Annotated in this window: 27 protein-coding genes and 2 pseudogenes; 15 read left to right on the top strand and 14 right to left on the bottom strand. The window is 67.4% G+C overall.

The window, feature by feature from the left end:
- Positions 1–26: 26 nt before the first annotated feature.
- Positions 27–425: a hypothetical protein gene (locus tag LKD76_RS18720; protein WP_227982612.1), complete on the top strand. Its 399-nt coding sequence runs from the start codon at positions 27–29 to the stop codon at positions 423–425.
- Between the two features lie 32 nt (positions 426–457).
- Here the strand turns inward: LKD76_RS18720 and LKD76_RS18715 are convergent, their stop codons facing one another.
- Positions 458–880: a LysR substrate-binding domain-containing protein gene (locus tag LKD76_RS18715; protein ID WP_227985306.1), complete on the bottom strand. Its 423-nt coding sequence runs from the start codon at positions 878–880 to the stop codon at positions 458–460.
- A 369-nt stretch (positions 881–1,249) separates the two neighbouring features.
- Here LKD76_RS18715 and msrC point away from each other — a divergent pair, with 369 nt between their 5' ends.
- Complete coding sequence (gene msrC / locus LKD76_RS18710; protein ID WP_227982611.1) at positions 1,250–1,768, top strand: free L-methionine (R)-S-oxide reductase MsrC; 519 nt, start codon at positions 1,250–1,252, stop codon at positions 1,766–1,768.
- 50 nt (positions 1,769–1,818) lie between these two features.
- Here msrC and LKD76_RS32460 read toward each other — a convergent pair whose 3' ends face one another.
- The 4 genes and pseudogenes from LKD76_RS32460 to LKD76_RS18695 form a co-directional block, all read right to left on the bottom strand.
- A complete protein-coding gene (locus tag LKD76_RS32460) occupies positions 1,819–2,652 on the bottom strand; it encodes a helix-turn-helix domain-containing protein (protein ID WP_504828451.1) in 834 nt (277 codons plus the stop codon).
- Between the two features lie 42 nt (positions 2,653–2,694).
- Positions 2,695–3,498 (bottom strand): annotated as a pseudogene (locus LKD76_RS32455) (GAF domain-containing protein); the annotation flags it as partial.
- Between the two features lie 207 nt (positions 3,499–3,705).
- Positions 3,706–4,821: an NDMA-dependent alcohol dehydrogenase gene (locus tag LKD76_RS18700; RefSeq protein WP_227982609.1), complete on the bottom strand. Its 1,116-nt coding sequence runs from the start codon at positions 4,819–4,821 to the stop codon at positions 3,706–3,708.
- 25 nt (positions 4,822–4,846) lie between these two features.
- A complete protein-coding gene (locus tag LKD76_RS18695; protein ID WP_227982608.1) occupies positions 4,847–6,358 on the bottom strand; it encodes an aldehyde dehydrogenase family protein in 1,512 nt (503 codons plus the stop codon).
- A 270-nt stretch (positions 6,359–6,628) separates the two neighbouring features.
- On the opposite strand from LKD76_RS18695, the gene LKD76_RS18690 reads away from it, so the two are divergent.
- Complete coding sequence (locus LKD76_RS18690; RefSeq protein WP_227982607.1) at positions 6,629–7,033, top strand: hypothetical protein; 405 nt, start codon at positions 6,629–6,631, stop codon at positions 7,031–7,033.
- Positions 7,034–7,219: 186 nt separating this feature from the next.
- On the opposite strand, the gene LKD76_RS18685 is transcribed toward LKD76_RS18690, so the two are convergent.
- The gene (locus LKD76_RS18685) at positions 7,220–7,981 is read right to left on the bottom strand and encodes a dienelactone hydrolase family protein (protein ID WP_227982606.1); all 762 of its coding nucleotides are present in this window, start codon (positions 7,979–7,981) and stop codon (positions 7,220–7,222) included.
- 225 nt (positions 7,982–8,206) lie between these two features.
- Here LKD76_RS18685 and LKD76_RS18680 point away from each other — a divergent pair, with 225 nt between their 5' ends.
- The gene (locus tag LKD76_RS18680) at positions 8,207–8,974 is read left to right on the top strand and encodes a class I SAM-dependent methyltransferase (RefSeq protein WP_227982605.1); all 768 of its coding nucleotides are present in this window, start codon (positions 8,207–8,209) and stop codon (positions 8,972–8,974) included.
- 147 nt (positions 8,975–9,121) lie between these two features.
- On the opposite strand, the gene LKD76_RS18675 is transcribed toward LKD76_RS18680, so the two are convergent.
- Positions 9,122–9,751 carry a class I SAM-dependent methyltransferase gene (locus LKD76_RS18675; RefSeq protein ID WP_227982604.1) on the bottom strand — a complete coding sequence of 210 codons (630 nt, stop codon included), beginning with the start codon at positions 9,749–9,751 and terminating at the stop codon, positions 9,122–9,124.
- A 138-nt stretch (positions 9,752–9,889) separates the two neighbouring features.
- Between LKD76_RS18675 and LKD76_RS18670 the strand changes: the two genes are divergently transcribed.
- Both LKD76_RS18670 and LKD76_RS18665 read left to right on the top strand, forming a co-directional pair.
- Complete coding sequence (locus LKD76_RS18670) at positions 9,890–10,129, top strand: MetQ/NlpA family ABC transporter substrate-binding protein (RefSeq protein WP_227982603.1); 240 nt, start codon at positions 9,890–9,892, stop codon at positions 10,127–10,129.
- A gap of 275 nt (positions 10,130–10,404) precedes the next feature.
- Entirely contained in the window at positions 10,405–10,755 is a 351-nt protein-coding gene (locus LKD76_RS18665) for a hypothetical protein (RefSeq protein WP_227982602.1), read from the top strand.
- 28 nt (positions 10,756–10,783) lie between these two features.
- Here LKD76_RS18665 and LKD76_RS18660 read toward each other — a convergent pair whose 3' ends face one another.
- From LKD76_RS18660 to LKD76_RS18650, 3 genes are all read right to left on the bottom strand, one after another.
- The gene (locus LKD76_RS18660; RefSeq protein WP_227982601.1) at positions 10,784–12,025 is read right to left on the bottom strand and encodes a fatty acid desaturase family protein; all 1,242 of its coding nucleotides are present in this window, start codon (positions 12,023–12,025) and stop codon (positions 10,784–10,786) included.
- 8 nt (positions 12,026–12,033) lie between these two features.
- A complete protein-coding gene (locus LKD76_RS18655) occupies positions 12,034–13,143 on the bottom strand; it encodes a ferredoxin reductase (RefSeq protein ID WP_227982600.1) in 1,110 nt (369 codons plus the stop codon).
- A 332-nt stretch (positions 13,144–13,475) separates the two neighbouring features.
- Positions 13,476–14,810, bottom strand: a complete 1,335-nt coding sequence (locus tag LKD76_RS18650; protein ID WP_227982599.1) for a DUF2254 domain-containing protein — start codon at positions 14,808–14,810, stop codon at positions 13,476–13,478.
- Positions 14,811–15,073: 263 nt separating this feature from the next.
- On the opposite strand from LKD76_RS18650, the gene LKD76_RS18645 reads away from it, so the two are divergent.
- The 8 genes from LKD76_RS18645 (at position 15,074) to LKD76_RS18610 (ending at position 22,436) form a co-directional block, all read left to right on the top strand.
- Positions 15,074–16,150, top strand: coding sequence for a ferredoxin--NADP reductase (locus LKD76_RS18645; protein ID WP_227982598.1), 1,077 nt, complete (start codon positions 15,074–15,076; stop codon positions 16,148–16,150).
- Positions 16,151–16,244: 94 nt separating this feature from the next.
- Positions 16,245–17,429 (top strand): acyl-CoA dehydrogenase family protein, encoded by a 1,185-nt coding sequence (locus LKD76_RS18640; RefSeq protein WP_227982597.1) that lies wholly within the window; start codon positions 16,245–16,247, stop codon positions 17,427–17,429.
- A 29-nt stretch (positions 17,430–17,458) separates the two neighbouring features.
- Positions 17,459–18,364, top strand: coding sequence for a VOC family protein (locus tag LKD76_RS18635; RefSeq protein WP_227982596.1), 906 nt, complete (start codon positions 17,459–17,461; stop codon positions 18,362–18,364).
- A 14-nt stretch (positions 18,365–18,378) separates the two neighbouring features.
- On the top strand, positions 18,379–20,085 hold the full coding sequence (locus tag LKD76_RS18630) for a 3-ketosteroid-delta-1-dehydrogenase (RefSeq protein WP_227982595.1): 1,707 nt from the start codon (positions 18,379–18,381) through the stop codon (positions 20,083–20,085).
- Between the two features lies 1 nt (position 20,086).
- Positions 20,087–20,305 carry a hypothetical protein gene (locus LKD76_RS18625; RefSeq protein WP_227985509.1) on the top strand — a complete coding sequence of 73 codons (219 nt, stop codon included), beginning with the start codon at positions 20,087–20,089 and terminating at the stop codon, positions 20,303–20,305.
- Positions 20,302–20,838, top strand: a complete 537-nt coding sequence (locus tag LKD76_RS18620) for a flavin reductase family protein (RefSeq protein ID WP_227982594.1) — start codon at positions 20,302–20,304, stop codon at positions 20,836–20,838. The genes LKD76_RS18625 and LKD76_RS18620 overlap by 4 nt, the downstream gene beginning before the upstream one ends.
- A gap of 114 nt (positions 20,839–20,952) precedes the next feature.
- Positions 20,953–21,396 carry an aminoglycoside 6'-N-acetyltransferase gene (aac(6'), locus tag LKD76_RS18615; RefSeq protein ID WP_227982593.1) on the top strand — a complete coding sequence of 148 codons (444 nt, stop codon included), beginning with the start codon at positions 20,953–20,955 and terminating at the stop codon, positions 21,394–21,396.
- Positions 21,397–21,569: 173 nt separating this feature from the next.
- On the top strand, positions 21,570–22,436 hold the full coding sequence (locus LKD76_RS18610) for an alpha/beta fold hydrolase (RefSeq protein WP_227982592.1): 867 nt from the start codon (positions 21,570–21,572) through the stop codon (positions 22,434–22,436).
- 52 nt (positions 22,437–22,488) lie between these two features.
- Here LKD76_RS18610 and LKD76_RS18605 read toward each other — a convergent pair whose 3' ends face one another.
- On the bottom strand, positions 22,489–23,124 hold the full coding sequence (locus LKD76_RS18605; protein WP_227982591.1) for a TetR/AcrR family transcriptional regulator: 636 nt from the start codon (positions 23,122–23,124) through the stop codon (positions 22,489–22,491).
- Between the two features lie 192 nt (positions 23,125–23,316).
- Between LKD76_RS18605 and LKD76_RS18600 the strand changes: the two genes are divergently transcribed.
- Positions 23,317–24,099, top strand: coding sequence for an IclR family transcriptional regulator (locus LKD76_RS18600; RefSeq protein ID WP_227982590.1), 783 nt, complete (start codon positions 23,317–23,319; stop codon positions 24,097–24,099).
- A 68-nt stretch (positions 24,100–24,167) separates the two neighbouring features.
- Here the strand turns inward: LKD76_RS18600 and LKD76_RS18595 are convergent, their stop codons facing one another.
- From LKD76_RS18595 to LKD76_RS32365, 3 genes and pseudogenes are all read right to left on the bottom strand, one after another.
- Positions 24,168–24,437, bottom strand: coding sequence for a ferredoxin (locus LKD76_RS18595; RefSeq protein WP_227982589.1), 270 nt, complete (start codon positions 24,435–24,437; stop codon positions 24,168–24,170).
- The gene (locus LKD76_RS18590) at positions 24,434–25,570 is read right to left on the bottom strand and encodes a 3-ketosteroid-9-alpha-monooxygenase, oxygenase component (protein ID WP_227982588.1); all 1,137 of its coding nucleotides are present in this window, start codon (positions 25,568–25,570) and stop codon (positions 24,434–24,436) included. Before LKD76_RS18590 ends, LKD76_RS18595 begins: the two co-directional genes overlap by 4 nt.
- A gap of 136 nt (positions 25,571–25,706) precedes the next feature.
- A pseudogene (locus LKD76_RS32365) lies at positions 25,707–25,802 on the bottom strand (cyclase family protein); the annotation flags it as partial.
- Between the last annotated feature and the right edge of the window lie 154 nt (positions 25,803–25,956).

Here is a 25,956-nt window from a genome sequence, read left to right as displayed (position 1 = left end):
CCGGATCGGGATCTGCGAGGTCGGATGTGAGCTTCAGCGACGGGGACGCGAGCCGGGGACGAATTCCGCTCCCCGGACCGGCCGCCTGGGTGGTGGCACTATGGGGCGCCGTCGTCGCGATCTGCTCGGCTCCCTTCGCCGCCGCCCTGGTCGCGAGCCTGTACCGTTTTCCGATCCCGTTCGGCGACTACGCCCGGGGCCTGAACGAGGCACTGAACGCGGCGCTGGCCTCGATCTTCTATCTCGTGATCGGTGGCATCGTCCCGCTGGCGCTGGCGGGGGCGATCGCAGGATTTCTTCTCGCACGCAGGAACGTGCGCGGTCGCGCCCGCTGCCTCGCGCTCACCGCGGCGACGGGCTTCGCGATGGCGTGTGTGTGCGCGCTGCTGCTGGCCCTGCTGGAGTATGCGATCGGGCCGTGGTGACCGGCCCGACCGTGAAAGTGGTTGTGTGGCAATCAGTGCAGACCGGCGCCGAGGGTGTCGCTGATCGTGTCGCGCAGCCAGCGTTGCGCGGGATCGGCATCGAGCCGGGTGTGCCAGGACAGGCGCACCTCGACCTCGGGCAATTCGACCGGAATGGGGAACCAGCGGATACCCAGGGTGTCGCCGTACTGTTCGGCGAGCCGCTGCGGGACCAGACCGACGTACCGGCTCGACGACACCAACAGCGCCGCGACGGCGGAAGTCGGGACCACCGCCGCGATGTGGCGGCGCAGCCCCGCGGCCTCGAGTGCGCCGTCGAGCGGTCCGCGGGCACGGCCGCGGCGAGAAGCCGGGACAGGCGGATAACGGCACAGCTGTGACAGTGTCGGACGCCGATGCCGGCCCAGCGGACTGTCGGTGTGCACGACGCCCACCAGACGCTCGCGATAGAGCATCGCCACCCGTGAGCTGCAGGACTGGACACCGTCCGGGCCGACGCTGCTCGCCGATATCCGAGCCGGCGCCCACGCCGGATCCTGACCGGAGGCAACGGGTTCCGGCGAGCGCCGCACCGAGATCGGTTCGATCGGCTCGGACGCCCGCCGTTCCCGGCCCCAGGATTCCGGCGCCGGGGGAGCGGGCGCCTGAGCGGTGCTGCGACGGGCTGTCCGGGCCCATCGGAATCAGCTCGAGTGGAGGTGTTCTCCCGAGGCCCGCAACAGCGCACACTGGTCCGATGAGCTACCACGCCGACGTGCCGCATTCCGGTCCGCCGATCCCCGCGGTGCGATATCGCGGCACCGAGATCACGGCGGTGCACGCGGATGAGTAGCGGCGATCGAGCGGTGGTGGACCACTACCGTGAGCTGGCCGCGGCGGCCGCGGGACTGCTCGCGGGCGAACGTGACCGGATTGCCAACGCGGCCAATATCTCCGCGCTGATCTATCACGGCATCGCCGGCGTGAACTGGGTGGGGTTCTACTTCTTCGACGGGCACGAACTCGTCGTCGGTCCTTTCCAGGGCCGTCCGGCCTGTGTGCGAATCGGGCTGGACCGCGGCGTGTGCGGAGCCGCCGCGCGCACCCGCCGCACCCAGCGGGTCGCGGACGTACATGCCGTCGCCGACCACATCGCCTGCGATCCGGTGAGCAGATCCGAGCTGGTCGTTCCGCTGGTCCGTCACGACACGCTGATCGGGGTCCTCGATCTCGACAGCCCGATCCTCGATCGCTTCGGTCTCGACGATCAGCGGGGCTTGGAGGAGATCGCCGGGCTGTACCTCGATTCGCTGGGGCCGCGGGCCCGACCGTCCGGTGAATCCACCCGGACTCCGGATCGGTGAGCGTCGGTTCGCGCTGAATCGACGTGGTGCGCAGGGACTTACGCCGCGGCTCACCGCACGGCGGACGCGTGCCCGTCGGTGATACGCAGGGCCTTGAGCCGGGCGTAGAGCGTGGTGCGGCTGATTCCGAGCTCGTGTGCGGTGCGCAGCTTGTTGCCGTGGTGGCGGCGCAGCGCGTCGATGATGGCGTCGCGTTCGGCGCGTTCGCGCCCCGACAGGGTGCGTGCCCGCGAGGACACCCGATAGCGGGCCGGTAGATCGCCGATGGTGACATCACCGCGATGGCGGTGCTGCAGCACATGGGCCAGCACGGCTTTGAGTTCGTGCAGGTTACCGGGCCAGGGGTGGGTGGCGAGCAGTTCGATCACACTCGGGAGCAGACGCAGCTCGGCGGACGGATCGAGTTCGCGCAGTATGTCTTTCGTGATCGCGGGCAGTTCCGCGGCGCGGTCGCGCAGGGGCGCCAGCTCGATACGATCCACACACATGGCCGCGAGCGCGGCATGGGCTCCGGTGGTCGCTCGGAGTGGCAGCGAGGTGAGGATCAGCGCGCCGGCCGGCGCGTCCTCCATCGCCCCGATCAGCTGATCGACCATCGGCTCGGGCAAGGCGTCGACGCATACGGTGACGCCCGGGCGTGCCACGCGATCGCGCAGCAGGGCGAGCCATTCCTGTGTTCCCGCGTCCGCGATATCGGCGCACTGATGGAACTCCACCTCGCGTGCGCGCGCGAGCCGGCGTGCCTCGGTGCTGCGACCGGTGCCGCGATCGCCGACGATCAGCACCGGGCCGGTGACGGCGGGTCCCCGCTCGAGCGGCCGGGTACTGCCGCGCACCGACGTGGTGAAGGTGGAATCCTCGATCGGTTCGAAATGGAAGAGCATTCCGGTGCTCGCTCCGGCCACCCGCGACAGGTGGATGCGGACCGACGTCCCCGAGGCCAGGCGGACGTCGGTACTCCCCGGGCGGGAGGACGATTGTTCCGCGAGCAGATGCAGCAGGGCGTAATCCGACGGGTCGAGCAGATCGACAGCGCTGCGGTTGGTGAGCACGATGTCGTCTCCGACGGCGGCGACCGCACGGCGTTGCCGCGAAAGTGTCTGGAACGCGGCCAGCAGCGCGCGTTCGGATGCCTTGGACTGATCCAGCAGCCGCTGCTCGATATCGTGGACCGCACGCTGCAGAAACGGGCCGAGTATCGGGTCGGCATGGGAATTGGTACTGGTGATGTCGAGGACGCCGGCCAGTCGCCGGGTGACCGGATGCCGGATGGGGTGGCCGTAGCAGGTGAATCCCTTGAACCGCTCGATGAAGTGTTCCGACCCGTTGACGGTGATGCCCTGTTTGGTTTCCAGTGCCGTACCGAGCGCATTGGTGCCGACCGCGTCCTCGGCCAGGCTGGCGCCGTCCCGGATACCCAGCATGTCGAGCGCGGACTCGAACCGGGGATCGTCGAACCATCGGTACACCAGCCGGCAATCGCGATCGCCGAGCAGCAGACTGTAGGCGGTTCCGGTGAGCGCGGCCGCCATCTGATCGAGCACCACCGACGCGGCGTCGAGCAGTCGGCTGCGTGGATCCACCTCCGCCACCGGAAGATCGGAGAATCCGTCGAACTCCGGCGCCACACCGAACAGTCGCGAGCGGCGCCACGACAGTTCGATCTCCCGGCGCGGCACCGCGGGTTGTGCACCGTTGCACTGCGTTGAGGTCATCTGGTGCTCACTCCTGTCCTGCTCGGTGCCGTGCCGCTCCCCGTCTGCCGGGCGCCGGGACTCGGCGTTCGACGGGCGATCGACCTGCCGTTGATCAGCCTACTGACCGGTCTGTGTCGTGGGTCACCGAATGGGCGCTCCGCAACAGTCTGCGCGACCGGCGGTCCGGCGCGGTGTTCAGTTTCTGAACACCGCGCCGAACTCGTGCCGGCCCGCCGAGGATCAGCTCCGGGCGTGGATCACGACGCCGCGGATGTTCTTGCCGTCGCGCAGATCCTGATAGCCCTGGTTGATATCTTCGAGTCGGTAACGGGTGGTGATCAGCTCGTCGAGTTTCAGCTGGCCGCTGTCGTAGAGCCGGAGCAGTCGCACGATGTCGTACTGGGGGTTGGCCGACCCGAACAGGGTGCCCTTGATGGTCTTCTCGTTCAGTGTCAGCATGGCCCCGGAGACGTGGATGGTGGCCTTGGCCGGATCGGCCAGGCCGGTGACCACGACGATCCCGCCCTTGCCGACGATGTCGAACGCGGCGGAGACGACCTGTTCGGTCACCGTACCGACGGTGATGATCGCCTGGTCGGCACCCTGCCCCCAGGACAGTTCGCCGACCTTCGCCGCGGCCTCCTCGGATGTCGAAAAGGCATGGGTGGCACCCATTTTCAACGCGGTTTCCCGTTTGAAGTCCACCGGATCGACCACGACCACATACTTGGCGCCCGCGTGTACGGCGCCCTGCACCGAATTGATGCCCAGTCCGCCGATGCCATATATCACGGTGATGTCGCCGGCCCTGACGTTGCCGGAATAGACCGCGCTGCCCCAGCCGGTCGGCACCCCGCAACCCACCACGACGGCGGTCTCGAGTGGTAGCCAGTCGTCGACCTTGACCACCGAGTGCTGGGAGATCGTGGCCCGTTCGGAGAAGGTGCCGAGCATGCACATGGCACCGAAATCCTTACCGCCGGAATGGAATCGAAAGGTTCCGTCGGGCATGCAGCCGTCCAGGATGGTGGCGCCCATATCGCAGAGGTTCTGCCGCCCGGTCGAGCAGTAGCGGCAGGTGCCGCAGTTGGGAATGAAACTGCAGACCACATGATCGCCGGGGGCGACCTTGGTGACCCCCGGACCGACTTCCTCGATGATGCCCGACCCCTCGTGGCCACCGACGATGGGGTAGCGCGGTGGCAGATCACCGTCGGTCAGGTGCAGATCGGAGTGACACAGGCCGGCGGCGGTGTAGCGGATGAGCACCTCGCCGGGCCCGGGGCCGTCCAGTTCGAGTTCCATCAGCTCGAACGGCTTACCGGGTTCCAGCAGTACTGCGGCGGTGGTTTTCATGATTTTCTCCCGAGTGCTGTGCGAGTCAGAGGGCGACGTTGACCGACTTGGTCTGCAGATACAGATCCAGGCCGGCCGGGCCGAGCTCGCGACCCCATCCGGACTGCTTGTAACCGCCGAACGGCATCGCCGTGTCGAAGCCGTTGTACTGGTTGATCCACACCGAACCGGCCTTCAGCTGGCGCGCGGCCCGGTGGGCCTTGGAGATGTCGCGGGTCCAGATCCCCGCGGCCAATCCGTAGAGCGAATCGTTGGCCTGCTGGGCCGCCGCGGCGACACCCTCGTCGGCATCGAACGGCAGCGCCGCTACCACCGGACCGAAGATCTCCTCGCGAACGACGCTGAATTCCGGTCGTACATCGACGAATACGGTCGGCTCGACGAAGTATCCGATGTCGCCGTGGCGCTTTCCGCCGGTGAGTGCCCGCGCGCCGTCGGTGAGACCGGCCTGCAGATAGCCGGTCACGCGATCGAACTGCTCCTGCGATACCAGCGGCCCGAGTTCGGTGGCCGGGTCCAGGCCGGGGCCGATCTTGACCTGTGCGGCGGCCGCGGCGACGGCTTCGGTGAAATCGCCGAAGATCTTGTCCTCCACGTACAGTCGGGTTCCCGCCACACAACACTGGCCGTGATTGAACAGCCACGCGTTCAGCGATCCGGTGACCGCGGCATCGAAATCGGCGTCGGCGAAGACCACGTTGGGACTCTTGCCGCCGAGCTCCAACGAGACCTTCTTGAGGTTGCCCCGGGCCGCGTCGACGACCAGCTTGCCGACCTCGGTGGACCCGGTGAAGGCGACCTTGTCGACGCCGTCGTGGGCCGCCAGCGCGGCACCGGCCGCACCGAATCCGGTCACGATATTGACCACGCCGGGCGGGAATCCGGCCTCCTGGAACAGCTCACCCAGCAGCAGCGCGGTCAGCGGCGTCTGCTCGGCGGGCTTGAGGATCACGGTATTTCCCGCGGCCAGGGCCGGGGCCAGCTTCCACGCCGCCATCAGCAACGGGAAGTTCCACGGCACGATCAGCCCGCACACCCCGACCGGCTCGCGCAGGGTGTAGGCATGGAATTCGCTGCCGGGCGGCGCGAACGGCATCGACACGTTCACCGTGCTGCCCTCGATCTTGGTGGCCCAGCCCGCGTAGTACCGGAACACGTCGGCTGCCCAGGCGGTGTCCACGGCGGTCGCTATACCAGCGGATTTGCCGTTGTCCAGCGCCTCGAGCTGGCCGAACTGCTCGGCGCGCTCGGACAGCAGATCGCCGACCCGCCAGAGCAGGCGTTCGCGTTCGTTCGGCTTCATCCATTGCCACGGGCCGTCGTCGAAGGCGGCCCGGGCAGCGCGTACGGCGCGATCGATATCGGCCGCCTCCCCGTGTGCGACCTCCGCCAGGGGACTGCCGTCGGCGGGATTGTGCGTCGTGAACGTCCGACCCGACGCGGCATCGACCCATGCGCCGTCGATCAGCAGTTGCTTGCGGCCGGCCAGCAGCGCGCGAACATCCGCCCGGATCGGGAATTCGGAGACGACCGTCATCGAAACCTCCTGAGTACCTCGTGATGTGACACACGACATACTCCGGTGGATTCGGCGCGGCGAAGTGTTCGGAAACTGAACACGGTGAACGGCCCTGAGGCGGGCTCGTCGTCGCGCCGCCTGCACCCCTCGGTGCCGAACCATCCACTCATTCGTATTCGCGCATGAGTTGTACCGGTTGCCTAGGTGTTGCTATACGCTGATGACGAGCTCATTCGACATGAACTCGTCCGGCTGTCTCCTTCCCCTCACGCAGGAGGATGAAGATCAATGGCCCACCTTCGGAACTTCCAGCGTCCCGCGCTTGTCGTATCGGTGTTCGCGGCCATGGGGGCGGCTGTCGTCTCCCTCGCCACCGCGGCGCTCGCCGATAACTCCATCAAGGTCGACGGAGTCGGTCCGGCCAATGTGGCGGTCCAATACAGCTGCGATCCCGCTGCCGGAGTGACCGCGATCAAGGCCATGACGGGCGATCCCGCAGCCGACCGGCCGTCGGCCACCGGCACACAGGACCAGGTCACCTGTGATGGCAGCCCCCAGAAGGCCGTGATCACACTGACCGGAGCCGAGCTGGCGGCAGGGCAGCGGGTGCAGGTGCGCGTCGCCCTGGTCGATCCCGCCGACACCGTCGTCTCCGGATACGCCAACGTGTTCACGCTGGGGCAACCCGGCTGACCGCGCATGTGACGACCGCGGGGTCTCGGTCGCCGACGCTGTGAACGAGTCGCACGTCAGCTCTTCGATATCCAGGACGTCTGTGTGGTCGACTCGCGCGGCGGCAGATTGATCAGCAGCCCTCTTCGATTGCGCCACTGTGGTTTTCGCTCACACATCCGGTTGTGGGGCCGGGGGTCAACCGGGTCACGAACGCAGGGTCGCGGCGAACAGTTCGGTGACGCGCTGCCAGGAATCCGCCGCTGCCGCCGCATCGTGCACCGGTCGTCCGGGAAAGAAATAGGCATGTTGCGCACCGGGATAGACGACCAGTTCGTATTCCGCTCCCGCCTGCGACAACGCGATATCGATGGCCGCGCGCTGCCCGGCGTCGATCACATGATCGTGCTCGGCCAGCAACAGCAGCAGCCGGGTTCGGTGTTCCGCGATCGCCGGAGTGTGGGTGAGCAGCGGGTCCGGGATGCTCAACGCGGTGCCCGCGGTCGGCAGCCATCCGGGATAGAAGACGGCGGCGGCGGCGAGATCGAGCCGGGTCGCGGCGAAGTAGGTGATGTGGCCGCCGAGGCTGAAGCCGAGAGCGCCGGTGGTGTCGCCGCCGTCGCCCTGCTCCCGCGCGAAGGCCACGGCCGCCCGCAGATCCGTCTCCACGCCGTCGCGGGTGAGCGTGCTCAGCAGGTCGAAGGCCCGCGCCCGGTTCTCGTCCGACTCGGCCAGACCGGCCGCCGTCTCGGGCCCGCATCGATGGTACAGATTCGCGACCACCGCGACGTAGCCCTGTGCGGCCACCCGGTCGACCACCGCACGCACTTCTGTTGTCAGACCCCACAATTCGGCACCGACCAGCACCACCGGGAACCGGCCGCTACGGGCCGGCCGCGCCAGGTACACCGCCATGACCGAACCGTCCACCTCGACTTCGGCATGCCGGCCGACGATTTCCTCGGACATTCTCGCCTCCACTGGGCGCGCCCTGCCGATCAGTGTGCGCCCCAGGCATTCTGCCGCACCCGGGATGTTGTCCCCAGTGGGGGAGCGGGGGTTGTGACGGACCGCGCGTTCGGCCGGACCCGCACAGTGACGAGGACCGAGAGCGCGCAGCGCGGCCACCGACTTCCTGAACATCCCCGCCCCATCGCTGGGCCATGGGTCCGTGCGTCGTGTCAGGATGGGCGCATGACTCCGGTTCCAGAAGGCCGTGCAGTTACTCCCACTGATCCGGCCCGGCCGAACGCCTACGACAGCTTCGCTGAGGGCTACACGGCGGAGAACGAAACCAGCCTCCATAACGCGTACTACAACCGGCCCGCGATGCTGGAGCTCATCGGGGACGTCACCGGGCGGCGGATCCTGGATGTCGGCTGTGGCTCGGGGCCGCTGTTCGCCGCGCTGCGCGAGCGAGGCGCGATCGTGACCGGGATCGACGCGAGTGGGGGGATGCTGGCGCAGGCTCGGCGGCGCCTCGGTGCCGATGCCGACCTGCGAGTAGTCGACCTGGCCGACCCGCTGCCCTTTCCCGACTGCGCGTTCGACGACGTCGTCGCGTCCCTGGTGCTGCACTACCTACAAGACTGGGGACCGACACTGGCCGAACTCCGACGCGTACTCACTCCCGGCGGCCGACTCGTCGTGTCGGTCGAGCATCCGTTCGCGAACTTTCTCGGGCAGCGCTTGGCCGGCGAGGAGACCAACTATTTCCAGACGCGTCACCGGACCGAGGAATGGACCATGGGCGGGCAGACCGCCCGGCTGAGTTTCTGGGACCGGCCGCTGCACGCGATGACCGACGCCTTCACCGTCGCCGGCTTCCGCATCGGTGTCATCAGCGAACCGCCGGCCCTGCCCGCCGCCCGCGATCTGTTCCCCGAGGGATTCGACGAGAGCACCGGCATGAGATTCCTGTGCTTCCTGTTCTTCGTCCTGTACGCCGATTCGGCCAACTAGAACGACTCGCGGCCCAGCTCATAGGGGCAACGCCGATGGATCGGCGGACGCCGGCGGCGCTACTGGGCGGACGGTCCGCCGGCGAGCGCCCGGACCGACCGCGGAGGAGACTGCTGCCCGGAGTCGTTCCCGCACAGCGCGACACCACTACTCGGGCAGATATCGGTCCCCGCGCGAGAACACTGCCACCAGGAAGTCGGATTCGTCGGTGAAAGGCCGGAGATCCCATGTCGAAAGCCGAATATCCACAGTGAGTCCCGCCTGTTCGGCGTCGGTGAAGAACTGCGGGAAATCGTAACCGCGATCGGCGCCGAAGCCGACGACGACCCGGCCGGTGGGGCAGAGATGGCGGGCGAAGCCGGCCAGCACCGCGTGCCGGGTGGGAGGCGCCAGAAAGGTCATGACGTTCCCCGCGCACACGATGACATCGAAATCGGCCTCGATCCCGCGCACCGGCAAGTCCAGTTCGGCGAGATCACCGACCAACCAGGTCGGACCGGGATGATCCTGTTCGGCCGCGGCGATCAAGACCGGATCGACGTCGACGCCGACCACCACGTGACCGGCTCGATGCAGATAGCCGCCGATACGCCCCGGCCCGCACCCGGCATCCAGAACCCGGCCACCCCGGCCGAGCATCGCGTCGACCAGTCGCGCCTCGCCGACGATATCCTTGCCCTCGGCCGCCATGGTCCGGAACCGCTGCACGTACCAGGTCGAATGCGCGGGGTTGGCGGCGGTGAGCTCCTCCCACTGACTCGGGGTGCGTCGGCCCATGCTGTCTCCTGTCGCCCGGTCGTCTCCGCTCTCACTGTGCCACCACGGCACCGATGCGGCGCTCGCGGCCCGAGGTCGCGGGCATCCTGTCGACCGCGCGAGATCCGTGCGCGCACCGACGACCCGCGCCGGCCGGAGTTGAAGCAGTACATCAACGTCTTCGCCGCCCGCGCCGCCGACACCGACGATCCGAAGCTGCTCGCCGTGGCCCGGCTGTACCACGATCCCGAGGTCGAGGCCGCTATCCGCGCGGAATCGGGGTACGACGGGATTTTCGAGAACAACGGGATTTTCGAGAACGACGGGATTTTCGAGAACAACGACCCGGCCGATCTGCGGGCGACGCTGCACGAGCTCGAGGCCGAGTTCGGAGAATAGTCTCGGCGTGCCGGATGGTCGCGGCCCTCTCGGCTCGGTGGCCGTCGGCCCCGCGGAGATCGGTCTGCGAGTTCGGCCAGAGTTCGGGCAAAGCCCGACATGCCTTCACGACCCGCGTGAATCGGACGAAACGGTTGAACCGGCTTTACCGTTGTTTCCGCGAACTCTCGGCAGGCCACGCGTGGTTCGCAGCTCCATCAGCTCGACCTGCTCGTGTCGCCGCTGCCCGCCCGGCGGCGGTGGCTTCCGATCGCAATGACATCAGGAGGTCGTCGATGATGTTGTCCCGCGGGATCCGTACTGCCCTGCCCGTGACGATCGCCGCCGCGGCGGCCCTGCTGACGGTGTGGGCGCCGGGCGCTTCGGCGCGACAGCCCGGACCTGAGCCGACCTATACCTGCACACTCGCCCACGACGAGGGCGACGGACTCACGGCCGAAGGATGTCGTGATGGCGGCACACATCCGCCTCAGGACGGTGACGTCGTCGAATCGACGTTCGTCGTCGTGAACCAGCACCCGACGGACGCCGCCCCCAAGTACGAATGCCGCGGCGCCGTGTTCGCCCTCGAGGACGAGGACGCGCCGCCGGTTCTGCACGCCCGCGAATGTGCCCCGGTGGCCTGACGCGGCGTCATCGCCACCGGGTTCGCCGTCAGCTCGCGGCCCTGATCGGTGCGCGCCGCAATTCCCGCAGCGCGGTGCGAAGGCCCCGGCGCTTGCCGGTCTCGGGATCCACGCCGAAATGCTCCTGCATGCCTTCCCGGATGGCGAACCGGAGTTCGGAGGCGGTCTCCGGCGCATCGTCGGAGGTCGCCGCGAGCAGTGCGTTCGGCAGCGCCAGTTTCGCGATGGTCCGGAACGTCTGCAGGTATTGGTGGCCGATCGAACCGGTCGTGTAGGGCAGGTCGTATTTGTCGCACAGCTGGCGCACCCGCACGCCGATCTCCTCGTAGCGATTACTCGGTAGATCGGGGAACAGGTGATGCTCGATCTGATGACTCAGGTTGCCGCTCATGAAGCGCATCACCGGTCCGGCACGAAAGTTCGCCGATCCCAGCATCTGTCGCAGATACCAGCGGGGCTGATCCTCCGCCGACAGCTCGGCGAGGGTGAACTTCTCGGCCCCGTCGGGGAAATGGCCGCAGAAGATGACCAGATAGGCCCAGTAGTTGCGGATGAGGTTGGCGGTGGCGTCGGCGGTCAACGTCGTCTTCCAGTTCCGTCCCGACAGCGCGGGAAAGATCAGATAGTCCTTGGCCGCCTGTTTGCCGACCTTGGTCCCGATGATCCGCAGATCCCGCAGCGCCTGCCGCCAGCTCTTGTCCTTGTTGCGGAGTTTCTCGACCTCGAGGTGGTGTAGCGCGACGCCCCACTCGAAGCCGGTAGCCAATGCCAGGTTGTAGACCGGATTTCCGACGTTCCACCACTCCCACCGCTGGTCGCGGGTCACGCGCAGAATGCCGTAGCCGACATCGTCGTCCATGCCGACCACATTGGTGTACTTGTGATGGACGAAGTTGTGCGAGTGCTTCCACTGCACGCTGGGGCAGGTGGTGTCCCACTCCCACGACGAGGAGTGGATCTCCGGGTCGTTCATCCAATCCCATTGGCCGTGCATCACATTGTGGCCGAGCTCCATGTTCTCGATGATCTTGGCCAGCGCGAGCATCGCCGTACCCGCCAGCCAGGCCGGTCGCCGGTTGCTGAACATCAGCGTCGCCCGACCGGCCGCGGCCAGCGCCCGCTGCGCCGTGATGGTGCGATGGATGTACCGGGCGTCGCGCTCACCGCGGGAGTCCTCGATGTCGCGGCGGATGGTGTCGAGTTCGGCACCGAGTGCCTCGACGTCGTCGGGGGTCAGGTGGGCATAGGCGTCGATATCGGTGATGGCCATCGGGCCTCCTACACGTCGAGGGTGCATTCACCAGACACGCTGCTGATGCACGTCTGGATTCGTTCTCCTTCGCGCCGTTCGGCGCCGGTGCGCAGATCCCGCACATATCCCCCCGCGAGCGGAAGGACGCACGTCTGGCAGATACCCATCCGGCAGCCGAAGGGCAGCGCTATCCCCAGGTTCTCACCCGCTTCCAGAAGTGTTGTCGCACCGTCGATCTCGGCCTTCTTGCCGGAGACTGCGAAGTACACTGTGCCGCCCTCGCCGCCGTGGTCGGTGCGGGCGATCGTGAATCGCTCGGTGTGCAGGCGGTGGCGCAGTCCGCCGGACTCGTAGTGCGACTCCATCGCGTCGAGCAGGGCCGGCGGCCCACATGCCCAGCAGTCGCGTTCGCGCCAATCGGGCACCCACTCGTCGAGGCGGGCGGCGTCGAAATTGCCCATCTCCCGGGTGAGCTGGAGTCTCAGGTCGTACTCAGGGGCGGCGGCGCGGGCCTGCATCTCGTCGAGGAAGATGACGTCGTCGCGGGTGGGCGCGGAGTGCACGTGGCAGATGTCGGGGGTCTGTCCTCGTGCTTCGAGGGCCCGCAGGATCGCGATGACCGGGGTGATGCCGCTGCCCGCGGTGACGAACAGGACCTTGCCCGGCACCGGTTCCGGCAGATGGAAGTCACCTCGGGGGGCCGCCAGCCGGATGATGGTATCCGGGACGACGCCGTCGACCAGGTGGGTCGACAGGAAGCCGTCGGGATTGGCCTTGACGGTGATCGAAATGGTTTTGTCCCCGGTCGCGCCGATGGAGGTCAGCGAGTAGGAGCGCCAGTGCCAGCGGCCCGCGATCTGCAACCCGATGCCGACATACTGCCCGGGTTCGTAGGTCGCGGGGAACCCCCAGCCGGGGCGAATCGTGACAGTGGCCGAGTCGGCGGTCTCCTTGACGACCCTGACGACCTTTCCGCGCAGTTCGCGGGCGGTCCAGAGCGGATTGACCAGGCGCAGGTAGTCGTCCGGCAGCAGGGGCGTGGTGGCCCGCGCGAGCAGTCCGCGCACGATGTTGACGCGAGGTCGCTTCGCGTCGATGTCGGCGGCGGGCCGTTTACTCCACTTCAGCAGATCCATCACAGCCCCCTGATTTTGTGTACGACCGTACACCCATAATGGGTAGACGGCCGCCGATTGGGCCGGCTACCTCGCGTTATCGCAGCCCGCGACAGGCCGACGACAGGTCGATCGCGGCCGACGGGACTGCCGACATGTGGAACGGTGTCAGCGGGGGTCATGCTGGGGGATATACCACCAAAAGTGAGCGGTATGCACCCGCGTCGCGACCTTTTCGGCGAATTCGGCGCCGATCGCTACGCGCGGTGTCCCGCGGTGGCGCCAACCGCACGTTATTGAGTGGACAACTGTGCTCCGAGTGACGTCGTCGATCGCGATCGTTACGGTACGGTTCACGGTTGCTTGCCGAGACGTCGCCACTCGGCCGTGATCTGGTCGTGCAGGGCTCGGTACCGGCGTAGGACGTCGGTGCGATCGGGTTCCTCCGGTATGGCCCGGACGGCGTGCTCGATCATCGTCGCCTGCTCGAGCAATACCCGGAGTCGTTCGGGATCGGTGACGCGGTCGGCGATCTGCGCCAGCGCGTCCAGCAGGCGGATCATCACGGCCGGCTGCCCCGCGCCGGCCTGGCGGAGCTTCTCGAAGGCGCGCTGGACCAGGCGCTCGTAGCTCACCTGTGCCGCCAGCACCCGGATGTGACCGTCCCTGTCCCGGCGTACCGGGTTGGGATCCCAGGTGACCGCGATCCGGGACAGGCAGTCGCCGAGCCAGTCGACGCAGGTCAGCACCGTGAACGTGTCATTGGTCGCCGAAGCGAGCGCGCGCAGCGCGATCTCGACGATCTGATCGACCCCGAAGGACACGTCCTGCACCAGGGTGCGCATCGAGCCGGTGACGTGCCCGCGGGAGAACTGCTTCTCGATCCCCTTCGTGGCCCGGGTCGGCCAGACCCGCGCGACCACCTGCCCCTCGGTGACGAAATGGCCTGGGCGATAAGGTAAAAGGATCACCGCCTCCGCCTCGGCGGCCACCCGGACCAGTCGCTCGTAGCGGATGTACTGCAGATAGCCGCTGCTGGTGGTGCGGACCTCGCCGCCCGACCGGGTCAGCAGATCCCGCAGCTCGCGCGCTGTCGGACCGCGTTTCGCGCCGGTCGCGGTCGTATCCGCGTTGGCGTCGACCGCGGTCCGTACCTCGCGTGCGATATCGGCGACCACATTCGGCAACTGGATCTGCCCGCCGATGTGATTGATGAAGTAGATGAGGACCGCCAGATCGACCACCAGCGAGCCGATCGACACCGTCGCGCTGATGTGCGGAACGAAGTTCTCGCCGACCGAAACCAATACCGCGATCGCGTAGACGAAGGTCGCCACGAAGGTACCCAGCGTCAACTGGGTCCCCCGGTCGCGAATGAAATTGCGCAGCATTCGCGGTCCGAACTGGGTCGAGGCCAGCGTCAGCGCGAGGATCGTGATCGAGAAGACCACACCGACCACGGTGATGATCGCGGCCGCGATGGCGGTCACGACCTGACGGGCCGCATCCGGCGTGCCGCCCAGCACCCAGCCCGGCAACTGAGTTCCACTGTGATACGCCGAGCGATCGAGGGTGAAGGTGAGCGCGAACAGCGCCACCGCGCCCAGGACCTCCAGGGTGGGCACGAACCACAGGTTCGTCCGCAGGCGTTCGGCCCACCGGTCCGCCTCGAGCGAGATCCCGTGCACGGTGCTCTCCTTCCGCTGTCGCGGACCGCAACATCCGGCGTCGCCCCGAACCTACCTCCGCTCGCTCCACCAGGGGCGATGCTCGGCAGCGGTTTCGTGAGATCGGCGGCCGGCCGACAGTGGCCGGGACGGCGGTGACAGGCCCCCGGTCCGGCCTTCCAGTCAGCGAGACGTCGCGATCTTCGGGGTGTGCGCCGGCCGTACCCTTCCGATGCCCCGGCCCCGACCGCGGGCGGGCGGGCGACTGACGATCAGGAGGGCCGATGGCAACCGAAACCACTGTCGACGCGGATCTCCTCGCCGGGCCGGACGCGGCTGTGCGGGGCTCCGGCGGATACTTCGTCCGGGTGGCGGAGGTGATCGAGGAGACGCCGGACGCGCGTTCGTTCGTGGTGGAGACGGTCGCCCCGGGCGGGCCGCCCTACCGGCCCGGCCAGTTTCTGACCGTCCGGGTGCCCGACAGCGGCCGCGGTGCGGCGCGTTGCTACTCGTTGTCGAGTTCGCCGCACACCGACACCGCGATGAAGTTCACGGTGAAGCGGGTCGAGGGCGGGCACGGATCGAACTGGCTCTGCGATTGTGTGTCGGCCGGAGACGAACTCGAGGTGCTGCCACCCGCGGGAACCTTCACGCCGGGCTCGCTCGACGAGGCGGTGGTGCTGGTGGCGGGCGGTAGCGGTATCACTCCGGTCATCGCGATCGCGAAGTCGATTCTGTTCGGCGGCGACGGCGATGTGGTGCTGATCTACGCCAACCGGGATCAGGAGTCGGTCATCTTCGCTCGCGAGCTGCGCGCACTCGAGGACCGGTTCGCCGATCGCCTGACCGTGATCCACGTGCTCGAATCCGTCCAGGGCTATCCGACGCGGCGCATGCTCTCGATACTGTTGCGGCCGTTCATCGATCGGTCGGTCTTCATCTGTGGACCGGCGCCCCTGATGGATCTGGCCGCCGATGTCTGTGCGTCCGTGGGGTTTCCACAGGCCCAGGTGCATACGGAGCGGTTCCTGTCGCTGCGGCGTGACCCCTTCGCGGTCACCGCGGAAGCCGGTGACGCGGCGGGCGAGCTCGTGTGCGCCGTCGAGGTATCCCTCGACGGCGCCGACCATCGCGTGCCGTGGACCTCGGGGCAGAAGCTTCTCGATGCGCTGCTCGCGGCCGGACTCGACGCGCCGTACTCGTGCCGTGAGGGGGCGTGCAGTGCCTGTGTGTGCTCGCTGACATCGGGGCGAGTCGAATTGGCGCACAACGAGATCCTGTCCTCCGACGATATCGCCGACGGCTACATTCTGGCGTGCCAGGCCGTTCCGGTCAGCGACGAGATCTCGATCGAGTACTGAGCCCTGGGCATCGGAAACGAGGCGTTCGATTCGGTGTTCCGATGAGTAGGAGATTCACGTCACAGGGGCGGTCCGAGCGGCCAAGCTGAGCCCCATGTCCAACACAGTGATCGGCAATATCGAACGCATCGCCGCGGAGATTCGCAACGGGGCCGAAGAGGGTGACTCGCTGGGCCGGCTGCCCGACGACATGGCCGAACGGCTGAAGGACGCGGGCATCATCCGGATGCTGCAGCGCAAGAAGTACGACGGCTACGAGGCGCATCCGCGTGAGTTCGCCGAGACGGTGATGAAGACCGCGAGCCTCTACGGCTCGGCGGGCTGGGTGGCCGGCATCGTCGGCGTGCACCCGTGGCAACTCGCGTTCGCCGATCCCCGAGTCCAGGAAGAGGTGCTGGGCGAGGACACCGACATCTGGATGGCATCGCCCTATATGCCGGGCGGTGTCGCGGTACCCGCCGACGGCGGATATGTCATGAGTGGGCGCTGGCAGTTCTCCTCCGGTACCGACCACTGCGACTGGATCTTCCTGGGCGCCCTGGTGGGCGACGCGGACGGTGAACCGCTGATGCCACCGCAGCCGCTGCACGTGATCCTGCCCCGGTCGGACTACGAGATCGTGGCGGACTCGTGGGATGTCGTCGGGCTGCGCGGCACCGGCAGCAAGGACATCGTGGTGAAGGGCGCGTTCATTCCCGACTACCGGGTGATGGACCAGGCGAAGGTCATCGACGGGAGCGCGGCCCTGGAATACGGCGTCACCGAAACCCTGTACCGGATGCCGTGGTCGACCATGTTCCCGCTGGGCATCACCTCGGCCACCATCGGTATCTGCGAGGGCGTACTCGCCGCCGGGATCGACTATCAGCGAAACCGGGTGGGAGCCACCGGAACCCTGGTCAAGGACGACCCCTACGTCCTGCACGCGCTCGGCGAATCCGCCTCGGAGATCGACGCCGCCCGCCAGCAGTTGCTGGCCAATGTGGACCGCATCTGGGACCTGGTCGACGCGGGTGAGGAGATCGATTTCGGCATGCGCGCCCGAGTCCGCCGCGATCAGATCCGCGCCGCCTGGCGGGCGGTCCGCGCCGCCGACGACATCTTCGACCGCGCGGGAGGCAACGCGCTGCGGATGGACAACGCGCTGCAGCGGTTCTGGCGTGACGCCCACGCCGGCCTGCACCACGCCATCCACGTCACCAGCACCACCTATCACGCCTCGGCGATGGCCTCGCTGGGTGTGGAAGTACCGCAGGGTCCCCTGCGCGTGATGATCTGACCGACCCCGAGAGAGAACGTGAGTTGTCGATGAGTGAAATCAAAGGGCTCGGCTACGTCCGGGTGCTTGCCACGGATATGGATCGCTGGCGGGAACTGGGCTTCGACGTCCTCGGCTTCGCACCGGGATTCGGAGACGAGACCGACGCGCTGCACTTCCGGATGGACGAGCGGCCATCGCGGATCACCGTCGAGCGCGCCGATGTCGACAGGGTGAGCGCGGTCGGCTGGGAAGTGCGCGACGCGCCGGCGCTGCGCCGCCTGGCCGCGACTCTGGACGCCGCGGGATTCGAGTACACGGTCATGTCGACCGAACTCGCCGACCGGCGCAAGGTCGAAGCGGGTCTGTGCATGACCGACCCCGGTGGCACGCCGCTGGAGTTCTTCCACGGTCCGGTTCTCGAACACAGCCCGGTGGTCACCAAGTACGCCCAGCGGTTCGTCACCGGCGCACAGGGTCTCGGTCATGTGGTGATGCCGACCGCCAACTTCGAGGAGTCCTACGCTTTCTACACCGAGACGCTGGGGTTCTTGTCCCGCGGCGCGTTCCGGATGCCGTCGCCTCCCGGGGCCGGACCGCTGCGCATCCGATTTCTCGGCGTGAATCAGCGACATCACAGCTTGGCGATCATGCCGGCGCTGGAGGGACGCGATCCCGGTCTGATCCACGTGATGGTCGAGGTCGACTCACTCGATGCCGTGGGCCGGGCCCTGGATCAGGTGGTGGCCAGGGACTTCCCGGTGTCGTCGACGCTGGGCCGGCACACCAACGACAAGATGATCTCCTTCTACGTCGGGGTACCGGGCGGCTGGGATATCGAATACGGGACCGCGGGCGAGCCGGTCGATGAGGCCTACTACACCGCCGAGGAGATCACCGCCGACAGCTACTGGGGGCACGAATGGCTGTGGGCGAAGCAGATGAAGCAAGCGTGAAAGGCCGGACCGCGATGAACTCCACCGAAAACAACACACCCATGGCACAGCACGAGGTCGATCTGCTGATCGTGGGGTCGGGAACCGGTCTGGCGGCTGCCCTGACCGCCGCCGAGGCCGGATTGTCGGCCCTGGTCGTGGAGAAGTCGGGATATGTCGGCGGCTCCACGGCACGTTCGGGCGGGGCATTCTGGGTGCCGGGCAATTTCGTGCTCGCCGACCGGCAGCCCGCCGACGGCGCCGCCGCCGCATCGGCGTATGTCGAAGCGGTCGTGGGGGATTCGGCTCCGCGCGAGCGGGGCGCGGCCTTCCTCGCACACGGGCCCGCCACCGTCGAGATGCTCGCGCGGACCACACCGATGAAATTCATGTGGGCCGACGGCTATTCCGACTATCACCCCGAACTGCCCGGCGGATCGGCGGCGGGGCGCACCTGCGAATGCACACCGTTCGATGCCGCGCAGCTCGGCTCCCAGCGGTCGCGCCTGCGCCCCGGCGTGATGGAGGCGTCGGGCCTGCCGATGCCGGTGACCGGTGCCGACTACAAGTGGCTGAATCTGATCGCGAAGACTCCCCGCAAGGCGCTCTGGCGTGGCATGAAGGCCATGGCGACCGGCGTCGGCGGTCTCGCACTCAAACGCGAATACATCGCCGGCGGACAAGCATTGGCCGCGGGTCTGTTCGCGGGCGCTCTGCGCGCCGGAATTCCCATCTGGACCGACACCGCCCTGGTGCGGCTGATCGAAGCGGACGGAGTGGTCACCGGAGCGGTCGTCGATCGCGAGGGGACGCTCACCGCGGTGACCGCACGCCGGGGAGTCGTACTCGCCGCCGGAGGGTTCGACCACGACACGCAGATGCGGCGAAAGTTCCAGTCGGACAGGTTGATCGAGCACGCCAGCCTGGGCTGCGAGGCCAATACCGGTGACGCCATCAAGCTGGCGCAGGAAGCCGGTGCCGCGATCGGCCTGATGGATCAGGCCTGGTGGTTCCCGGCCGTGGCGGCATTACCGGGCGGGGAGCCGGCGGTGCTGCTGGCCGAGCGCGCGCTGCCCGGGTCGTTCATCGTCGACCAGCGCGGCCGCCGGTTCGTCAACGAGGCCACCGACTACATGTCGTTCGGACAGCGTGTCCTCGAGCGGGAGCGCGCGGGCGATCCGGTGGAGGATATGTGGCTGGTCTTCGACCAGCGCTACCGCAACAGCTACATCTTCGCCGCGGGCCTGTTTCCCCGCCAGCCGCTGCCGCAGCCCTGGTACGACAACGGCATCGCGGTGACGGCGCTCGATCCGGCCGGGCTCGCCCGGGCCATGGGTGTGCCCGCGGAGGAGTTCGGCACGACCTTCGACACCTTCAACGCCGCCGCGGAACTGGGGGTCGATCACGAATACTCCAGGGGCGCCAGCGCATACGACCGCTACTACGGCGACCCCACCATCGCCCCCAACCCGAATCTGCGGCCGCTGGGCCGCACGGGGGCGCTGTACGCGGTGAAGCTGGTGCTGTCGGATCTGGGCACGTGCGGCGGTCTGCGTGCGGACGGATCGGCTCGGGTACTGCGCGAGGACGGCAGCGTGATCGACGGCCTGTACGCGATCGGCAATACCGCGGCCAACGCTTTCGGCAACACCTATCCGGGTGCCGGCGCGACGATCGGCCAGGGACTGGTCTTCGGTTACATCGCCGCGAAGACCGCCGCGGCGTCCGCGGGGCGGGGCTGATATGGGCGCGCACGGTATTCCCGATGTGCTCGCTCCGGCGCGGCTGGGACCGGTAACCCTGCGCAACCGGCCCATCAAATCGGCCACTTTCCACCGGATCGACGCCGACCATTCGGTGAAATCGCTGTGCGTTCACCGCAACAAATGCATGCCGACGATCTTCTCCGACACCCACTGCGTGCCGGCGGTGCCCGAGACGAATGCGGTGAGCGGATCATGACCGGCCCTCGATTCGTCGCGGCGGAGCCGGCCGGCGTGGATATCCCGGAAGTCGATCCTGCCGTGATGCGCAGTGTCCTCGGACATTTCGCGACCGGCGTCGTCGCGATCACCGGTATCGACCCACAGACCGGGCAGCCGACCGGCCTGGCCGCCAACTCGTTCACCTCGGTGTCACTGGATCCGCCGCTGATCGCCTTCTGTGTGGCCGCGTCGAGTACCTCGTGGCCGTCGGTGCGGGCGGGCGGGCGCTATGTCGTCAACATCCTGTCCGACAACCAAGAAGGCGTCTGTCGTCAGCTGGCGGCCCGCGGCGGGGAGAAGTTCCGGGGAATCGACTGGGATTCGTCACCACTGGGCGCGCCGGTCCTCACCGACTGCCTGGCCTGGATCGAGGCGGAGCCGGAGGCGGAGTATCCGGCGGGTGACCACACCATCGTGGTGTCGCGGGTACGTCGTCTGCACGCGTCGGGGCGCTCGCCGCTGGTGTTCTTCCGCGGCGAGTACGGACGCGTCGTCACCGGACCGCTCTAGTACGCGGTCGTCGATCGTCGCGGGGTCCGCTGATGGGGCGGGCGTCAGCGGGGACCGGTGACCGATCGGCTCGACGGATCGCACTGTCGCAGCTTCGGTATATAGGGTCCGAGGGTGAGAATCGATCGTTACCGTGATTCCGATCTGGATGTGCTCGCGGGTATGCGTGCACGGCTGTGGCCGGACGCAACGGTGGCCGAGCATCGCGCCGACGTCGAAAAGACCTACGGCGGCGAGCGCCCTGCCGTGGCGTTTCTGGCTCGTAGCGAGGACGGCGCCGTGATCGGATTCGGCGAAGCCACACTCCGCAACGACTATGTCAATGGTTGCGACACCTCGCCGGTGGTGTTCCTCGAAGGGATCTACGTCGAACCGGGGCAGCGGCGGTCCGGCGCGGCCCGAGCGCTGTGCGCCGCCGTGGAGGAATGGGGTCGCGAGTCGGGCTGTACCGAGTTGGGTTCCGATGCGTTGATCGACAATTCGGCGGGCCACGAGATGCACAGGGGTCTCGGCTTCGAGGAACGCGAACGAGTCGTCTACTACCGCAAACTCCTCTGACAGCGGCCATTCGCACCACGATCTACGGCCTGAGTACCGGAGGCCCTGGCGAGATCCGCTCGATCGCAGCGGCTTTCACCCGGCCGGACCCGGATCTCGGGCAGGGTGAACCAGCGTGCCGCTCACCGGGAAAAGACGGCGTCGCGGTGCGTGGGCGGTGGCAGGCTCGGGATATGAGTACATCCGTCGACACCCGCGCGGTGCCCGAATTGCTGGAATTGCCCACCGAACACGGCGTGCTGCGTTATCGCGACAGCGGAGAGGGCCCGCCGCTGCTGTTGCTGCACGGGTCCGGGCCCGGCGTGACCGGCTGGCGCAATTTCAGCGGTAACGTGCCGACGTTCGCACAGCACTACCGCACGCTCGTCCTGGAGTTTCCCGGATTCGGAGTGAGCGACGATTTCGGTGCGGTGCATCCGATGATGTCGGCGCAGCGGGCGGTCACCGCCTTCCTGGACGGGCTCGGTCTCGACCGCGTCCGGATCATCGGAAACTCGATGGGTGGTTTCGTCGCAACGGAATTCGCGCTGGCCGCGCCGCAGCGCGTCGACCGTCTGGTCACCATCGGCGGCATCGGCACCACGATCTTCGGTCCGCAGCCGGGGGAGGGCATCATCCGGCTCAGCGAGTTCGTCGAGAACCCGACTCGCGACAGTCTGGTGGCATGGCTTCGATCGATGGTCTACGACCACACGCTGCTGACCGAGGAACTGATCGAACAGCGGTGGGAGCAGGCGACCGAACCGGACGTGCTGGAGAACTCGCGGCGGATGTACGGGCGGGCGGCACTGGCCCGCATGGCGGAGGCGGCGCGCGATGCCGACACCGTCCCCGGCTGGGCGAATCTGCGCCGTATCTCCGTGCCGACCCTGATCACCTGGGGACGTGACGACCGGGTGAGCCCGGTCGACATGTCGCTGATCGCGATGCGGACACTGCCGAACGGTGAGGTGCACATCTTCCCGAACTGCGGGCACTGGGTGATGATCGAGCAGAAGCAGGCATGGGAGGCGACCGTTTCGGCGTTTCTCGCCCGATAGCCGCGGCGTCGGCGCCGGTGCGATCACCGGCGCCGACGCGGGGGCGGGGCGGCTAGGGCGCTGGGACCGCCGGTTGCGTCATGACCGCTCGGAGCCCGACCAGCAGCATCTTCATGCCCCGCAGCTGCAGTGCCTCCACCTCGGAGAAATCGCCGCAGTCCTCGTTGTCGACCCATTGGATATAGGCCTGGCGGCTGGTGTGCACGATCAACTCGGCGGGCAGCTTCCGCAGGAACGGGTCGTCCCCGAGATCGACTCGCGCCGAGAGGAATTCCGTGATCGGGCCGCAGAGCTGCTCACCCCACTCCAGCCATCGCAGCCGGTACTGCGGCGTGTTGATCATCAAAGTCATGAATGTGCGGTCGGATTCGGGAGTCTTGCGGTTGTAGACCTCGGTGGTGAACGCGCGGGCCAGGGTCTCCGCCGCGTCGGCGTCGGCCGGCGCGTTCTTCAGGAAGTCGATGATCAGCGCCTGGCTGCGCCGGAACAGCGGACCCATGACGTCTTCCTTCACCGGGAAGTGCCGGTGGAAGGTCCTCGGCGCGATGCCGACGGTCTCGCAGATCCGCTCCACGGTCGCGGAGGTGTCCCCGTCGGCGACGAACATGTCGCGCGCGGTGTTCGCGATGGTGAGGCGGAGCTCCTCCGCGCGGCGTTCGGTCAGCGTGGGCCTGGACGGCTTGCTCACGGCCACTGTCCTCCTTGGTCGCAGTCCACAGTATCGCGGTCGGGAAATCGCTGGTCGCGTCCGTGTCTTTCCTACTGGGCGGACAGATCGGTGTGATCTGCTTTACATCCATCAGCGCCCTCCTTACACTCGATTATGTCAGATTCTGACAGGTAGACAGAGTCTGACATGACTGGCGGTTGGAGGTAACAGGTGGCAACGGTGCAGCTCGAACAGACCCCTCACGCGATGATCGATCGGGTGGCCTCTCTGCTGGAGGCTTTCGTCGGACAGCGGCCCATGACGTTGGCCGACATCGCCCGGCGGTCACATCTGCCTCGCTCGTCGGCGCATCGAATCCTGCAGCGGCTCGTGGAGCTGGGCTGGGTGGAACGCCACGGGTTCGAATACGCACTGGGGATCAGGATGTTCGAGTTCGGATCACAGGTGATGCGCCAGCGCAGCGTGAACGATGTGGCGATGACCGTCATGACCGGGCTGCACCGGCGTACGGGTTTGACCGCGCACCTGAGTCTGCTGTCCGGGGGAGAGATTCTGCATCTGAACCGGGTCGGGGCCTGGCCGAACCCGGGGCGGCAGTGGGCGGTCGGGGCGCGCCAGCCCCTCGAACTCACCGCCGCCGGACATGCGCTGCTGGCCGCGATGGAGCCGCAGCAGTGGCCCGAGTTGCCGTTCGCGAACGCACCCACCGTCTACAGCGTGCGAACCCGCCGGCAGCTCGAACGCGAACTGGACAAGGTGCGCGATCGCAGCGGGGTGGCGGTGGACGCGCAAGGATGCGAATTGGGCGTCACCGTGGTGGCGGCCGCCCTCGACGTCGATGTGGACCGAGGCCGGGTGGCGGTGTCACTGTGTGGTCCCACGCGGACGATCAATACCGACGCGGTCGTCACGCAGGTGCGCCGCGCGGCGTACGAAATCTGGCGGCTGGCCGTCGGTGCGCCACGCCTGAGCCCCCGCCCGATGCACGTCTGAGGTCTCCGGCAGCGAGATCGGCCCTACCCGTCGCACGACGGTAGGGCCGATTCGTGGGCGAAGCTCGCTCAGCCGACCGGATTGTCGAGCACCGACAGTTCCCCGGATTCCGCAGCGGCCCAGATGGATTCGCGAAGCGCGGAACAGTGCCGCATGCCGGCCTCCGACAGCGCGCTCGCGGCATGACGTTCCATACACGCCGCGGTCGATGCCGCGTCCCATTGAATACTCGTCTGCGCCCGACTGCTCTTGCGAGCGAGAACGCGGGCGCCACACCGATGGCACCCGACCGGCGCCATGGGAACGTCCCGGATGCGTTCATCGATGGGAGGGGTCATGAGGTCGCCTCCGCGGCTTTGCGGGCCACGTTCTCGGTGACCTCGGCATTCCAGGCGGCCAGCGGTCGGGTGGTGTCGAGTTCGAATTCGAACCTGTCGACCATCTCCGGGGCCACGTCGGCGACATCGACGTAGAACTGCTGATACCAGCGGCGCAGTTGATAGACCGGGCCGTCCTCCTCGCACAGCAGCGGATTGTCGATGCGAGCCTTGCTCTTCCAGATCGCGACGTCCTGCTCGAAGCCGATCTTGACCCAGTCCCCGAGTGCGACGGCGGTGGCCATCGCCTGATCCTCGGGCAGCGTGTCGGACTTCTCGACGATGATGCCGTATTGCAGGACGAACGAATTCGCGTCGATCGGATAGTGGCAGTTGAGCAGCACGGTCTTGTAGTCGCCGTGCTCGTAGTGATAGACGAGGTCGTCGATCATGAACGAGGGCCCGTAGTATGAAGCGACCGACGAGGTTCCGAGCAACTGCGGCTGACCGACCGGTCCGGGGAGGTCGGCGCGGGCGCCGCTTTCGAAGTACTGGGTTGCCACCGTTCCTTCGAAGACATTCTTGAAATAGGTCGGCAGCGATCCGTGGATGTAGAAGAAGTGCGCCATATCCACGACGTTGTCGATGATTTCGCGGCAGTTGGTGTTGACGATCGTGGTGTACCAGTGCCACTCGGTCCAGTTGTCCGCGCCCGCGCCCTCGATGCGCGGAATGGTCACCTCGGCCGGCGGCGGGTGGCCCTCCGGATCGTTCCAGACGAACAGCATGCCGTCCTGTTCGAGCGTCGTCCAGGCCCTGGTACGCGCCAGTGGCGGCACCCGCCGGCCGTAGGGGATCTGCTTGCAGCGCCCGTCCCCGCCCCAGCGCCAGTCGTGGAAGGGGCAGGCGATCTCGTTACCCTTGACCTGCCCGTCGGACAGATCGCCACCCATGTGCCGGCAGAACGCGTCGAGCACGCTGACCCGGCCGTCCGCACCGCGAAAGACCACCAGCTTGGTGCCGAAGGCCTGGATCGAATGCGGTCGGCCGTCGGAGAAGTCCCTGAGCAGGCCCAGGCAGTGCCAGCCGCGTGCGAACCGTGCCGGCACCGTCTCGGCCTCGATCTGGCGAACCTCGTCGTGCACCGTTGTCATGTCCACCGTCCTTCGAACGAAATATGTGGTGGAAGCGGGCTGTATATCCGCGCCGTCGCGGACAGCTTCCACCACATATTCGTTCTAACACCGCGAACACGGTTGTATCGCAGCCGATTTCACTGGCTGGAATGCCTTACCGAATTGTCAGCGGATTGATCGGGGATCCCACGCCCCGGGTGAATTTCAGCGGCGCCCCGGTATAGAAGAAATCGTAGATTCCGTCCGCCGCGCTCCACGCCCCAGTCGTCCGAACCCACGACCGCGATGTCGCGGTCGCCTTCCGCGGATCTGTGTGCCGGAGCGGGTGTTTCCGCGATGCCGGAAGGGGAATACGTCGATACGTCGGCCGGTCGCCGCGGATCCTTCGCCGCACCGACGACGTC

This window comes from Nocardia spumae (assembly GCF_020733635.1).
GTDB classification, from domain to species: Bacteria; Actinomycetota; Actinomycetes; order Mycobacteriales; family Mycobacteriaceae; genus Nocardia; species Nocardia spumae.
Note: the sequence above shows the minus strand (reverse complement) of the source record. Positions and strands in the feature narration are given on the sequence as shown.

What these genes read in the sequence shown, in the direction of transcription:
- LKD76_RS18715 (WP_227985306.1), bottom strand. Translation starts at nt 880, where the DNA reads ATGCTCTATCGCGAGCGTCTGGTGGGCGTCGTGCACACCGACAGTCCG.
- msrC (WP_227982611.1), top strand. Translation starts at nt 1,250, where the DNA reads ATGAGTAGCGGCGATCGAGCGGTGGTGGACCACTACCGTGAGCTGGCC.
- LKD76_RS32460 (WP_504828451.1), bottom strand. Translation starts at nt 2,652, where the DNA reads ATGCTCTTCCATTTCGAACCGATCGAGGATTCCACCTTCACCACGTCG.
- LKD76_RS18700 (WP_227982609.1), bottom strand. Translation starts at nt 4,821, where the DNA reads ATGAAAACCACCGCCGCAGTACTGCTGGAACCCGGTAAGCCGTTCGAG.
- LKD76_RS18695 (WP_227982608.1), bottom strand. Translation starts at nt 6,358, where the DNA reads ATGACGGTCGTCTCCGAATTCCCGATCCGGGCGGATGTTCGCGCGCTG.
- LKD76_RS18690 (WP_227982607.1), top strand. Translation starts at nt 6,629, where the DNA reads ATGGCCCACCTTCGGAACTTCCAGCGTCCCGCGCTTGTCGTATCGGTG.
- LKD76_RS18685 (WP_227982606.1), bottom strand. Translation starts at nt 7,981, where the DNA reads ATGTCCGAGGAAATCGTCGGCCGGCATGCCGAAGTCGAGGTGGACGGT.
- LKD76_RS18680 (WP_227982605.1), top strand. Translation starts at nt 8,207, where the DNA reads ATGACTCCGGTTCCAGAAGGCCGTGCAGTTACTCCCACTGATCCGGCC.
- LKD76_RS18675 (WP_227982604.1), bottom strand. Translation starts at nt 9,751, where the DNA reads ATGGGCCGACGCACCCCGAGTCAGTGGGAGGAGCTCACCGCCGCCAAC.
- LKD76_RS18665 (WP_227982602.1), top strand. Translation starts at nt 10,405, where the DNA reads ATGATGTTGTCCCGCGGGATCCGTACTGCCCTGCCCGTGACGATCGCC.
- LKD76_RS18660 (WP_227982601.1), bottom strand. Translation starts at nt 12,025, where the DNA reads ATGGCCATCACCGATATCGACGCCTATGCCCACCTGACCCCCGACGAC.
- LKD76_RS18655 (WP_227982600.1), bottom strand. Translation starts at nt 13,143, where the DNA reads ATGGATCTGCTGAAGTGGAGTAAACGGCCCGCCGCCGACATCGACGCG.
- LKD76_RS18645 (WP_227982598.1), top strand. Translation starts at nt 15,074, where the DNA reads ATGGCAACCGAAACCACTGTCGACGCGGATCTCCTCGCCGGGCCGGAC.
- LKD76_RS18640 (WP_227982597.1), top strand. Translation starts at nt 16,245, where the DNA reads ATGTCCAACACAGTGATCGGCAATATCGAACGCATCGCCGCGGAGATT.
- LKD76_RS18635 (WP_227982596.1), top strand. Translation starts at nt 17,459, where the DNA reads ATGAGTGAAATCAAAGGGCTCGGCTACGTCCGGGTGCTTGCCACGGAT.
- LKD76_RS18630 (WP_227982595.1), top strand. Translation starts at nt 18,379, where the DNA reads ATGAACTCCACCGAAAACAACACACCCATGGCACAGCACGAGGTCGAT.
- LKD76_RS18625 (WP_227985509.1), top strand. Translation starts at nt 20,087, where the DNA reads ATGGGCGCGCACGGTATTCCCGATGTGCTCGCTCCGGCGCGGCTGGGA.
- LKD76_RS18620 (WP_227982594.1), top strand. Translation starts at nt 20,302, where the DNA reads ATGACCGGCCCTCGATTCGTCGCGGCGGAGCCGGCCGGCGTGGATATC.
- LKD76_RS18610 (WP_227982592.1), top strand. Translation starts at nt 21,570, where the DNA reads ATGAGTACATCCGTCGACACCCGCGCGGTGCCCGAATTGCTGGAATTG.
- LKD76_RS18595 (WP_227982589.1), bottom strand. Translation starts at nt 24,437, where the DNA reads ATGACCCCTCCCATCGATGAACGCATCCGGGACGTTCCCATGGCGCCG.
- LKD76_RS18590 (WP_227982588.1), bottom strand. Translation starts at nt 25,570, where the DNA reads ATGACAACGGTGCACGACGAGGTTCGCCAGATCGAGGCCGAGACGGTG.